We start from the raw sequence: 12,520 nt of genomic DNA, 5'->3' as shown, positions 1-12,520 counted from the left end.
GTGGTTCCCAATCTAGTTAGGAAATCAATGCCAGTTTTTCAAGGCTTTTTTTACTGCAGCATCTGTTACTTCTTCCATTATTTTATAACCTGCAAGGTTTGGATGAACACCGTCAACCGTTAGTTCGGCACGCTGCCCTTTTCGTTCATCTACCAGCGGTGTCCAATAATCTAAAACTGTATAATTTCTTTCTTTGGCGTAGGCCACAATTTTTGCATTTAAGTCCACAATGCTATCGGCCGCTTTAATGCGCTTATTCCATGGATATTCGTAAACAGGCAGGTATTTACAGAGTATCACTTTAATGTGATGCAGCCTCGCCAGTTCTGCCATCGATTTAATGTTATCCATAATTTTATCGATGGTAACATGGCCTGTATTGCCGGCTATATCATTGCTCCCGGCCAAAATGATCACTACCTTTGGTTTAAGATTAATTACATCCTGCCGGAAACGGATGAGCAGTTGTGGCGAAATCTGCCCGCTTATCCCCCTATCCAGATAAGGTTTATCCTTAAAATATTCAGGATCTTTTTGCTTCCAGAATTCGAATATCGAACTCCCTAAAAAAACAACTCTTTTTTCTTTTCTGGTTGGTGGCGGTAAAAGTTCATTTTCTTTCTGGTACTTACTTAATGCAGCCCAATCATCAGCAAAATTCTCCTTTTTAGGTTTACTATTTAACGAATCTGTCTTCAGCTGTGCAAACGAACTGCTTGCAAAGACCAATAAAAAAAAGATTAGGATTTTACTTTTCATGGGATATTCGATTTGAACAAAACGCTAAACTAATTAATTCCCCATTAATTAAATTCTTCTCCGCTTAAATTTAAATTCGTTCTGTTTCTTTTATTGCCAAACTGACTCAGGTTATAACCCAGTGTTGCCTGCACAAAGCGGCTGATAAAGCGTGTCCTGTTTTCGGATATAGAATTGTTGCTGATACTGGTGCTAAAAAGTGAGCCTTGATTAAACAGATCGTTCGCCTGGATAGAAAAAAGGAGTTTATTATCTTTCAAGAAGGAAGTATTCAACCCCATGTTCACCAATAATGGGTTGCCGGCATATAGGTTATAGCCAAAATTTAAACTTTTAGATGCCGATGCATTTACCCTAAAACGTTTGCTTGGAATCCAACTGGCACTGCCATTTAAAGCCAGAACCTGGACATTCTTAATGTTCTGGTTCATTACAGAGTAAGTGTTTGAACTAAAGCTATACGATACACTGCTATTGAAGGAATATTTTTTCTCATTCAGATTAAACCTAAAAGCATTCGAAACATTAATTCCACCGCTCCGGTTTAATACATTTTCGGTATAAAAAACATTGCGGCTATAGGCAATATTTCCATTAATGGAGAGCGACAGTTTGTTGGTTAACAACCTTTTATTGAAGGAATAATTACCACCTATGTTATAAACACCATTTACATTCTCGTAGGTGGTTTGTTGTTTTAAACTGTTTAGCGTATCTCTCAGAAAAACCGTATTACTTACAACACTATTAAAAGCAAAAGTTCCTGACAAACCTGCCATAATACTCAATCCCGATTTGAGGTCAAATTGATTATAGCTCAAATCGGCAGTATGGCTCGAAGTTGCTTTCAGATCTGGGTTACCGATAATCAGATTCTGTACATCGTTATTGTTTCTAACGGGTTGTAGTTTATTAAAATCGGGCGAACTGGTGTAACCATTATAGCCAAAACTTAAATTCCCATTGTCTTTAATCTGATAACTTAAATTGGCAGATGGCGAAAAGTTTAACTGATAGTTTTTTAACTCTTGCCCTGTGTTCTGGTATTTACCGATAATAATACTGGGCGAAAAATTAAGTCCTAAATTATAACTGATCCGCTTTGCGTTGGTATTAAAACCGATACCAAAATTCTGATTGATAAAATTAGAGACATAATCCTGCCCCAGCGAATCGACAACAAAACTGTTTCCCAACGGATTGGTAACCGTTGTAGTTTGCAAATTGCGGCTCCTGCTAACTGAAAAACGGTAAGACAGGTTAATAAAACTGTATCCTGTACTGTCGTTTGGCTTTTTTAATGAATTGGAAAATTGGAAATTGCCCCCAAAATTGGAGTTCGAGGTATTATTATCAACCAATCTGTTCAGTAAAGAATCTTTAACCAGTACGTTGGTGGTTTCGTTGTAATACCTTATAATATCATTAATTGTACTGTTTGAGTTTCCTTCGCTTGTGCCAAAATTAAATCCCATAGATAACGACCTCTTATTATTAGCCAACCGCCTAGACCAATTAATACTTCCATTAACATTAGGATTACTGTTCCTTGAACCTGAATTAGACAGTAGATCCTGTTTGATAAAACCTGTTTTATTGGAAGTGGAAAACGCATCGTTATGGGTATTGGCCAAAGCCCCATTAAGCGAAATATTAAGGTAATTCTTCTTTGTGGCCCCATTTAAACCGAGGTTGATGTTATTGTTTAGCGATCTGGAATTATTGGCGCTTTCTCTTAAGTCGAATATTGTTCCCTGCGGGTTAAACGTTTCGAGGTAATTACTCTGAATAGATTTATTAATTCCGTTACTAAAATGATAGCCGCCATTAAAGCTAAATTCCTTCGAAATTTTGTCTCTGATATTACCATTTAAACCTCCATTGTTCATTTTGGTAAACTCATTATTCGTGATACCATAACGGCTTCCAAAACCAATTTGCTTCGTTTTTCTCCATATGCTACCATTACCGCCTAAATTATGTGCATTATTGGTGGCAGAACTCATATTTACTCCGCCAAAAACACCTTTGTCCATGCCAGGCTTAGTAATCAGGTTCAACATTTTTTGTGGCGTACCTACTTTTATGCCTGTAAAACTGGCTTCATCACCATAATCCTCAATTACCTGTAGTTTAGCAATAATATCGGCGGGCAACTGTCTGATGTAATCTTCTACGTTACTGGTAAAAAAATCCTCACCATTTACCCGCAACTTGGTCATTTTTTTTCCCATGGCAGTAACAGCACCTTTTTCGTCAACCTCAATACCTTGCAGTTGTTTTAACAGATCTTCCACTTTATCATTTTCTCTTACGGTATAGGCAGCAGCGTTATACTCAATCGTATCTTTCTTGATCTTAATGGGGTCTACCTTTACTTTAACCTCCACATCTTCGAGACGGATCGTTTCCATCTTGAGCATAATGGGTTCTAAAACGGAGTTTTTTTTCGAAGATTCGATTTCGTAGATAGAAGCAAACGGCCTGTAGCCCAATGCGGTAATGGTAAGGTAGAATTTATTTCGGGTTACTTTTGCGAATGCAAAGTTTCCCTTCGCATCTGAATTTGAGCGGAGTGTATCTTTATCGGTAATCAATCGGATGCTTACGCCCTCAATAGGCTTCTTCAAAGAATCGATTACACTACCACTTATTTTAAACTGAGACTGAGCGAGAGCGTTAAAGGAAAGTGTGATCAGTATAAAAAATATTAAAAAGCATAAATTATTGCTTTTTTTCATCCCTCGGACCTCTTTTGTAAATCACAAGACCATTTAAGAAATTACGCAGAATCTGATCGCCGCAAGGTTTAAAATTCTCATGGTCTTCATTTCTGAAAATATCGCCCAGTTCTGCCTTGGTTACCTTAAATCCAACCAGGTCGCAAATGGTTATGATATCTTCTGTTTTTAATGATAGGGCTACTCTTAGTTTTTTTAATATATCGTTGTTGCTCATTTTTAATGTTTGAATTAGAGAATGTCTGAATTAGTGAGTGATTGAGTTAGCGGATTATAGCGTGATTAAATTAGAAAATTTATGAATGAGTATATTGAACGATTGAGCTATTGAATAAACGGTTAAATGAATAAATTATTGAATGACTACAGAAATAAATCTAGAACTTTAAGCCCCGTTTTTCCAATGAACCAATGAACCAATGAACTAACTCGCTACTTCTAATTTAAGTTTTTTTCCTTTAATTTTTTCGCCGCTCAATGCTTTCAATAATTTTTCTACTTTGCTTCTTTTAACCGCGACGTAACTGGTGGTATCTTTAACTTCGATCAGGCCAAGATCTTCTTTTGTTAAATTACCTTTCTGCAAAAATAAACCTACAATATCAATTTTGTTAATTTTATCCTTCTTGCCATGTGCAATGTATAAAGTTACCCAATCGCTGGCTTCTGGTAATTTATACTTTTCGGATAAAACTTCCTCCTCAATATCTTCCGGCAAATACTTATAGTGTTCTTCTGAAGTTAAAATGGCATAGGCCGTTCCTTTTGCATGCATCCTTGCCGTTCTGCCATTGCGATGGATATAGGCATCTTCGGTGTAAGGTAATTGATAATGTACAATATGTTCCACCTCAGGAATATCCAGACCACGGGCAGCCAGATCTGTTGTGATTAAAATCCGATGGCTACCATTTCTAAATTTAAGCAATGCCTTTTCTCGATCGAACTGTTCCATCCCACCATGAAAAACATCGTGACCTAAACCATTTTCGAAAAGTAAATCACTTATCCGATCTACAGTTTCCCTGTGGTTACAGAAAACCAATGTATTTTTACTACCTATTTTACTCAGTAATCTGAAAAGGTAATCTAACTTATCGGCAGCAGGTGCTGTTATTTTTCTGAGCTTTAGATCTGGTTTTGCTTCGATATTTTTTGAAAAATCGACTTCAACAGGCACATTTAGCTTTACAAAAGCAGGAATTTCTTCCATTTTGGTAGCAGAAGTAAGTATACGCTGTTTTAACGAAAGCAGTGAGCCAATGATATAAGACATGTCTTGCTCAAAGCCAAACTCCAGTGCTTTATCAAATTCATCTAAAACTAAGGTTTCGATAAAAGATTCGTCAAAGTTTTGATGCTCTAAATGGTAAGCTATCCTGCCAGGCGTTCCGATCAGGATGGCAGGTGGGTGTGCAAGATTATTCTTCTCTATCCGTACGGCATGACCACCGTAACAGCAGTTTACTTTAAAAGAAGTACCCATTTGTTTAAAAACCTGCTCTATCTGTAAGGCAAGCTCTCTCGAAGGGACCAAAACCAAGGCCTGTACCCCTTTTACTCCGGTTTTTAGGTTGGAAAGTAATGGCAATAAAAAGGCCAGCGTTTTCCCCGAACCCGTTGGCGCAATCAATATTACATCTTTACCAGTCTTGGCTGCTTTTACAGAAGACTCCTGCATCTCATTAAGTGCAGTAATATTTAATTTTTTTAAGGCATTTTCTATCATTCCGCCATAAAGGTAATCATTTCTCTTTACGCCCAGAACTACAGCCTTAGTTACGGCTTGAAAAATCTTTCCCTAAGTTTCCGCAGCGTAGAAAAGTTTAATCTTTTCTCGAGCAACATTAACATGTTACCACGTTTTGACATTGATGATAGCACTTTTTCGTTAACGGCATCAACCGAAGATAAGATCTTGTCAGCCAGTTCATCTGCAAATTTATTCGCTCTGCTATTTTGTAATAACTGGAGCTCTTGAATTAATTCTGCTCTCATAATTAAGATTTTTTAATGAATGTACAAATATTAACGGACCGAATAATAATTTGTTTCAACAAATAATAAGTTCATCCAAACTATTATCACTAACTTGTTGATAACTAACTTTTTGTTAGCAAATAAACAACCTAACCTTAACACATATTTAATTTTTAGCACTTATTTTTATAAAAACCTGATTACCATTCGTCCCAAAGGGATTCCTTTGGAATTAACCTCAAAAAATACAAATGTATGATGTGGAAAAAATTTAGTGGTGAAATTATTCAATCTTCAATCCTCGAAGAAGTAGAAAACGCGATTATCAGAGAAAGCCAAAACGGCTTTAAGCTTAAAGTTTGCATCGGTACCGATTCGCAGGTAAAAGGCGCAGTAACCGATTTTGCAACCGTAATTGTGCTGTTAAGAGAACATCATGGCGGTTTTATGTACATCCATCAGGAAAAAAGCACACAACAGGTAAGCATTAAAGAAAGAATGTTAATGGAAGTGCAAAAATCAATCGAAACTGCTTATTCTATTTGTGATTTACTTGATATTTATGACGTGGCTTTAGAAGTACATGCCGATATCAACACCAGTCCATCGTTTAAATCGAACAAAGCACTTAACGATGCCATGGGATATATTTTAAGTATGGGCTTTATTTTTAAGGCTAAACCAGAAGCATTTGCCAGTTCTACCTGTGCAGATAAAATGGTGCATTAGTGTAAAGCTTTGACAAATTTATTGGCCAAATGCTAGAAATTTGTCAAAGCTGATTATTTAATGAACATTTTTTTTTGGAAAGCAATTGCAGTAGCTTTTTGGTTATTGCAGTCCCGCTCCCGCTTCTGCCGACTGAAATATCGGCATCTCGCTTTGATCGGGTTTAGGCGGCTTAAACAGTACAGCTATTCGGGGCAAAACAGACAACCAATATCAATCTCTTTACAAACTATACAGTTAAGTCTTCGACTATTCCACCATTGACATCACTTTATATTTATTTGAATATGAATGGTTTACAAACTACGCATTTCCACCTAACTAGGCCATAGCACCATATCCCCGTTCTACTTAAATCCGGCCTAACAAATTTTTCGGGCTCCACCGACACGGCCAACCTACTAACTTCGAAAGAAAACGGCGAAGCCCTCATGAATGCAGCTGAAAACTATAATATAAAATGAATAAATTTTCAGCCGGTGTTTTTTGTTTCTTTTTGACAGCAAAAAGAAAGAGCCCATCGGCGGCGGCGAGCCGAGGAAAGCATGAGCTGTAGGCAAAAAATTAACCCAAAGACTGACATTAAATCCACAAGCTTTAACTTATTCCCTCAACAAAACCCCATCTTTGTTGTTGTGCTTTAAAACAAAAATTTGAAAACTTATAGATTAGAATTTACCCAAAAACTCCCTGTTGATCTTGATACCGCCTGGGACTTTTTTTCTTCGCCAATAAACCTGGCCGAAATCACCCCAAAGAATATGACCTTTGATGTAACCTCACCAAACATCGTCAATACTAAAATGTACCCTGGCCTGATTATCACCTATAAGGTTGCCCCATTGTTTGGCATTAAATTAAACTGGGTAACGGAGATAACACACGTTAAGGATAAGGAGTATTTTATCGACGAGCAACGGTTTGGTCCATTTGCTTTCTGGCACCACCAGCACCATTTCGAAAAAATAGATGGCGGTGTATTAATGCACGATACCTTACACTATAGCATTGGCTGGGGACCAATCGGTGTTATCGTAAATGCCATGGTGGTGAACAACAAAATCAACGAAATTTTTAAGTTCCGTTACCAAAAGGTTGAGGAATTATTTTCTATGCGCTAATTACCATTTTTTCGTTGAAATGGTTTCAGCTTTCTTTTTGGCTTTTTCAACCCTATTGGTTGCTAAATACTTCTTAAAATCATCACCAAATTTTTCTATCTTATTATAAGCGCTGTTTAAAATGTCTTTCCATGCGCCCGCACTCAATTTGCCAGGCGTACGCTCTAATGGTACGCCAATTTTAGTAGTCGCTACAAAATTCCCATAGCGGTCTCTTTGATATGGGATAAACAGTATATCGGTTAACCAAAACCTATATTTGCCATTACGCGCCTCAAAAACGAAATTATAACTTACTTCTCCGCTTGGATGGCCAGCTACCAAAATTGTTTTATCAATTACCATAGTTCCTTTAGCCAAAACAGAAGAATCGGTAGCACTTTCTTGCCTCATCGATTTTTTATAAGCAACATTAACAAAAGATTTAGCCCTTTGCAACAAGGTATCTTTGCTTATCATTTGCGAGTCTACCACCTGATAATAAATAAATTTACCATTATCATCTTTCGAAAACTGTTTTTGCTGCGCAGATAATTGAATTGAAAAAAGAACAAGAATAATAAAAAGAAGATGTTTCATTTGGAATCGGTTAACAGGCAAATGTAATTATTTAAAGGTACGAAAAAGCCGTCCCGATTTACATCTGGACGGCTTGATATTAACATTTTTATTTCCTTAAAAAGCGTAAACGGCTGCCAAAGAGAATTGGCCACCATTCGGTGCCGCAGCGCCACCTTCTTTGAAGAACGGTTTATCACTATTGTGGTCTAATCTTACTTCTGGGATAAATGTTAAACCACCAGATTTAATGTTTGCAGTAAGTGTTACTGCAGTAAAAGCAGTAGCCGGAACTGCACCCGCGGCTTTAAATTTAAAGTACTCACCTCTTAAACCTAAAGTTACTGCATCCAATACAGCAAATTGAGGGTATAAGGCAGCACCTGCGTAACTTCCCGGTACCGAACTATCTTTGATATCATAATTGGCTGCATTTAAACCCAATTTAAATTTCTCTGTAATTTGATATGAAGTGGTTAAATCGATAATCGTTCCATACCCGCCAAAACCAGCTCCCGATAAGGCATTGATGTAAGCAGTCCAGCCTTCAACAGGAGCAACCATTAACTGGCCACCGATAGCCGAAACACCTCTCGAAGCGGAATAAACATTCCAATCGTTAAATAAACCAGCCATTAAACTTACTTTATCGCTGAATTTATAAGTAGCTTTAATTCCCGCATTTTGGAACGGACCATTGGTAAACAGGTAGGAAGTAGAATAGTTAAAGTTTCCAACTGGAGAGATTACCTCATATCCAATAAATGTACCCATGTAACCTGCTGTCATGCTAAACTGATCAGTAAAATCGTAGTTAACATATAAGTTTTGAATATTAAAAGACGAACCTCCGGCTGCAGCATCAGGAATAGATTGCGATTGTCCTCTAGGGCCAAAAGAAAGCTCTCCAACAAATGAAGCTTTACCTGTTTTTTTCTTCAAGGCAATATCAATCATACCTAACGATACCGAGTTGTGATCAGTTACAAAAGATGTTTTTCCGTTTAATGGATTTTTAGCAAAATCATACTTAAAGTACGTATCTACCGATCCTGAAATTTCAAGTGGTGATGTAGTGGTCTCTTGAGCCAGGGCACACGTAGTGCTGGCCATTGCAAAAATAGCGGTTAAAAGTTTCTTCATGTTTGAGCTTATTTTGAGTTTAGATATTATAAAATCCTTAAGATACTGATTCTGTTAATGGACTGTTTTTTTCGATATAGATCGCTCTTTCTTCAACTAGCAAGGTACCTTGAGAGTATTTCTCGTCATGTTGAGATGCATCAAGTCCCATTTCTTCTTCTTCTTCTGATACGCGGATCGGTTGAATCAGGTTGATGAATTTGAAGATGATAAATGATACAACAAAACTGAAGATGATTACAATTACAGCACCTTTTAATTGCGTGATAAAGAAAGCCGGGTTACCATAAAACAAGCCATCAGCACCAGCAGCATTTACTGTTTTTGTTGCAAAAACACCGGTTAACAACATACCAACGATACCGCCCACACCATGACAAGGAAAAACGTCTAATGTATCATCTAAACTGGTTTTTTGTTTCCAAGAAACTACAAGATTAGAAATAACTGCGGCAATAGCACCAATAAATATACTAGATGGAATACTTACAAAACCTGCACCTGGTGTAATGGCTACCAAACCAACTACTGCACCGATACAAAAACCTAAAACCGAAGGTTTTTTACCTCTTGCAACATCAAAGAACATCCACGATAAACCTGCAGCACCAGCAGCCGTATTGGTAGTTAAGAATGCCGAAACAGCTAAGCTATTTGCACCTAATGCAGAACCTGCATTAAAACCGAACCAACCGAACCATAATAAACCTGTACCAATTAATACGTAAGGGATATTTGCAGGCGGAACTTCTTTATGCTCTAAGTGAGATTTTCTACGTTTTAAAACCAATGCGCCAGCCAATGCAGCCATACCAGCAGAAATGTGAACTACGGTACCTCCCGCAAAATCCAATACACCCATTTTAAACAAGAAACCTTGTGGGTGCCATGTCCAGTGGGCTAACGGAGAATAAACGAATATTGCGAATAAAACAATAAATAAGATGTATGAGGTAAAACGGATACGCTCTGCTACGGCACCTACCACTAAACCTGGGGTAATAATGGCGAACATTAATTGAAACACTGCAAATAAAGAAAGCGGAATGGTTAAGTCTGCTCCTCCCTGAAGATGTGGTGCTCCAGAATTTACACCTTTAAAGAACAAAAACGTTGAGGGATTTCCAATGAAACCACCAATGGTATCTCCGAAGGCTAAACTAAAACCTACTACTGTCCATAAAACTGTAATTACTCCTGCCGCTACCACACTTTTAATCATGGTAGATAATACATTTTTTCGGTGAACCATTCCACCATAAAAGAATGCAAGGCCTGGAGTCATTAAAAATACAAGCGCAGAAGCGATTAATATGAATGCAATATCAGGCCCACTATACTTGCCTTCATCAAAATTAGGAAGAAGTGGAATAAATAGAGCGAAAATTGCGACAATCATCAATATCGCAAAAGGCGCATACTGTTTAAAGGAGAATTTACTCATAGTTTTTAGTTTAATTTGTTTGTATTGTTTAAATAATTGAAATATGCTTGATTTATTTTTCTAAAAATACGACATATTGTAGTTTTTACACCATTTAATTGAAATATTTTAATAAAAACAAGTGATTTTTATAAAACAACACAAAAATTAACCTTAAAAATAAAAATACCAAAAAATACAGGGGATTTTAATACAAGTTTTTAATAAAAACAAAATCACATATTAACCATCATTTATATGATTTTACCCAAAATTTGTAAAATTTTGACTAAAAAAACCGATCATTAACAGAAAAACCCATGAAATTTCATGGGTTTTTAAAAAAATCGTTAAAAAATTTAACTTTTTACGAAAAATAAGCAGATCCTTGAACCACTCCTCTTTTTTCGATTTCTTTATCCATATAGGTTTGAATTGCCGATTTGTTAAGTCCCCAGTTAGGCGCAATCAACAAATCCCAATCCGAAATGCCAAAAAGCCGCTGAATAACAATATCCGGACGTAATAAAGGGATTAATTCGCAAAGTAAGTCGGTATATTCTTCTAGAGAAAACAATTTAAAGGGTTCCTTTTTATACTTAGCGCCCATTATCGATCCTTCTACAACATGAAGGTGATGGAACTTTACAAACTTGATTTGCGGAAAACGGTTAATTTCATGAATGTAGCCGTGCATCTGCTCGCGGGTTTCCCAGGGGAAGCCAAAAATGGTATGCACGCACAGATCGAGCTTACTATCTTTTAAAAGTTCTACAGCAGCAACAAATTCGCCATGACTGCAACCTCTGTTGATCTGATCGAGGGTTTCATCATAAATCGATTCCATGCCCATTTCTAAATCTACATCGAAGCGGTCGGTATAACTTTCTAACAAAGCTACCTTTTCTGCATCGATACAATCAGGACGTGTACCCACAGCAAAACCAACAATATCTTCGGTATTAATCGATAGCGCTTCATCATACATCATCTTTAAATAATGTACTGGTGCATAGGTATTGGTATTAGGCTGGAAATAAACAATATACTTATCAGCTTTATAAGAAGTTTTAGCCCTTAACATGCCTTCGGCAAGCTGATCTTTAATATTTGGATTTTTACGCGAAGGCTCCGGCGTAAAAGAATCTACGTTACAATACGTACAACCACCGTAACCTTTGCTCCCATCGCGGTTGGGGCAGGTAAAACCACCATCTACAATTACTTTAAATACACGCTGCCCTTTATACTTTTCGCGCAAATGCGTGCCGTAATTTTTATAACCCTTTATCCCTGAATCTACTAGTGTTCCCATTATTTGCAAAAATACGCTTTTTGTTCGAGACGAGTGATTAGGGAGGTGAGATTTGAGATATTAGACAAGAGATGTGAGATTTGGCGTACAATTAGGGTTTAGGGTTTAGGGTTTAGGGTTTAGGGTTTAGGGTTTAGGGTTTAGGGTAAACAACCAGCAACTCAACAGTGTTTAAAAATTTAGTTTTTTTTTTCAGAAAAGCAAAGCCTGTGGTTCGTCGCAGTGCCAGTCCCGCCACATGCTCATACGCCTGCAGGCCTTACACACAGGGCTGGTATCCGCCTGTCGGGTTTAGAAAACTGAGTTTAAGCACAGTTTTGAGTTACTTAAACCCGGTAGCAGCGAACACGATCCCGATTTTTCTATCGGGAGAAGTAAAGCGGATAACGGGGCTTTCGGAACCGATTGAAACAGAACCCTGCTTTTCAAAATGCGAAAATGGGATTTGGAGCGGTAAGATTTAGCATATATATAAGGTAGAGGGTTTAGGGTTTAGGGTTTAGGGTTTAGGGTTTAGGAAAAACACGCTGCTGCTCATCAGGATTTAAAAATTTAGTTTTTTTTAGAAAAGCAAAACCAGTGGTTCTTCGCAATGTTAGTCCCGCCACATGCTCATACGCCTGCAGGCCTTACACACGGGGCCGGTATCCGCCATGTCGGGTTTGGAAAACTGAGTTTAAGCACAGGTTTAACTTAGCTAAACCCGGTAGCAGCGAACACGATCCCGATTTTTCTATCGGGAGAAGAGAAG

The 12,520-nt window shown here is 37.5% G+C and carries 11 protein-coding genes; 2 read left to right on the top strand and 9 right to left on the bottom strand.

Annotation, left to right across the window (positions count from 1 at the left end):
• Positions 1-24: 24 nt before the first annotated feature.
• The 5 genes from AC1DNH_RS20260 to AC1DNH_RS20240 form a co-directional block, all read right to left on the bottom strand.
• Entirely contained in the window at positions 25-759 is a 735-nt protein-coding gene (locus tag AC1DNH_RS20260; RefSeq protein WP_477583978.1) for an SGNH/GDSL hydrolase family protein, read from the bottom strand.
• 44 nt (positions 760-803) lie between these two features.
• Positions 804-3,500, bottom strand: coding sequence for a TonB-dependent receptor (locus tag AC1DNH_RS20255; RefSeq protein ID WP_477625605.1), 2,697 nt, complete (start codon positions 3,498-3,500; stop codon positions 804-806).
• Positions 3,484-3,717 carry a DUF1456 family protein gene (locus AC1DNH_RS20250; RefSeq protein WP_029274124.1) on the bottom strand — a complete coding sequence of 78 codons (234 nt, stop codon included), beginning with the start codon at positions 3,715-3,717 and terminating at the stop codon, positions 3,484-3,486. The genes AC1DNH_RS20255 and AC1DNH_RS20250 overlap by 17 nt, the downstream gene beginning before the upstream one ends.
• A gap of 207 nt (positions 3,718-3,924) precedes the next feature.
• Positions 3,925-5,229, bottom strand: a complete 1,305-nt coding sequence (locus tag AC1DNH_RS20245) for a DEAD/DEAH box helicase (RefSeq protein WP_477583243.1) — start codon at positions 5,227-5,229, stop codon at positions 3,925-3,927.
• Between the two features lie 50 nt (positions 5,230-5,279).
• Complete coding sequence (locus AC1DNH_RS20240) at positions 5,280-5,498, bottom strand: hypothetical protein (protein WP_029274122.1); 219 nt, start codon at positions 5,496-5,498, stop codon at positions 5,280-5,282.
• Positions 5,499-5,735: 237 nt separating this feature from the next.
• On the opposite strand from AC1DNH_RS20240, the gene AC1DNH_RS20235 reads away from it, so the two are divergent.
• Positions 5,736-6,209 carry a ribonuclease H-like YkuK family protein gene (locus AC1DNH_RS20235; protein ID WP_477583244.1) on the top strand — a complete coding sequence of 158 codons (474 nt, stop codon included), beginning with the start codon at positions 5,736-5,738 and terminating at the stop codon, positions 6,207-6,209.
• 653 nt (positions 6,210-6,862) lie between these two features.
• Positions 6,863-7,330: an SRPBCC family protein gene (locus AC1DNH_RS20230; RefSeq protein ID WP_477583246.1), complete on the top strand. Its 468-nt coding sequence runs from the start codon at positions 6,863-6,865 to the stop codon at positions 7,328-7,330.
• Here AC1DNH_RS20230 and AC1DNH_RS20225 read toward each other — a convergent pair whose 3' ends face one another.
• The 4 genes from AC1DNH_RS20225 to mnmL all read right to left on the bottom strand — a co-directional run bounded on the left by AC1DNH_RS20225 (position 7,331) and on the right by mnmL (position 11,769).
• Positions 7,331-7,909, bottom strand: a complete 579-nt coding sequence (locus tag AC1DNH_RS20225) for a DUF4468 domain-containing protein (protein WP_477583248.1) — start codon at positions 7,907-7,909, stop codon at positions 7,331-7,333.
• A 96-nt stretch (positions 7,910-8,005) separates the two neighbouring features.
• Entirely contained in the window at positions 8,006-9,031 is a 1,026-nt protein-coding gene (locus tag AC1DNH_RS20220) for a porin (protein ID WP_057932804.1), read from the bottom strand.
• Positions 9,032-9,068: 37 nt separating this feature from the next.
• The gene (locus AC1DNH_RS20215) at positions 9,069-10,475 is read right to left on the bottom strand and encodes an ammonium transporter (protein WP_477625604.1); all 1,407 of its coding nucleotides are present in this window, start codon (positions 10,473-10,475) and stop codon (positions 9,069-9,071) included.
• A 346-nt stretch (positions 10,476-10,821) separates the two neighbouring features.
• A complete protein-coding gene (mnmL, locus tag AC1DNH_RS20210; protein ID WP_108198438.1) occupies positions 10,822-11,769 on the bottom strand; it encodes a tRNA modification radical SAM protein MnmL/YtqA in 948 nt (315 codons plus the stop codon).
• Positions 11,770-12,520: the final 751 nt, after the last annotated feature.

The sequence above is a fragment of the Pedobacter sp. 01N310 genome, from assembly GCF_056399805.1.
The sequence above is the reverse complement of the archived record's forward strand: the minus strand, read 5'-3'. Positions and strand labels throughout refer to the sequence as shown.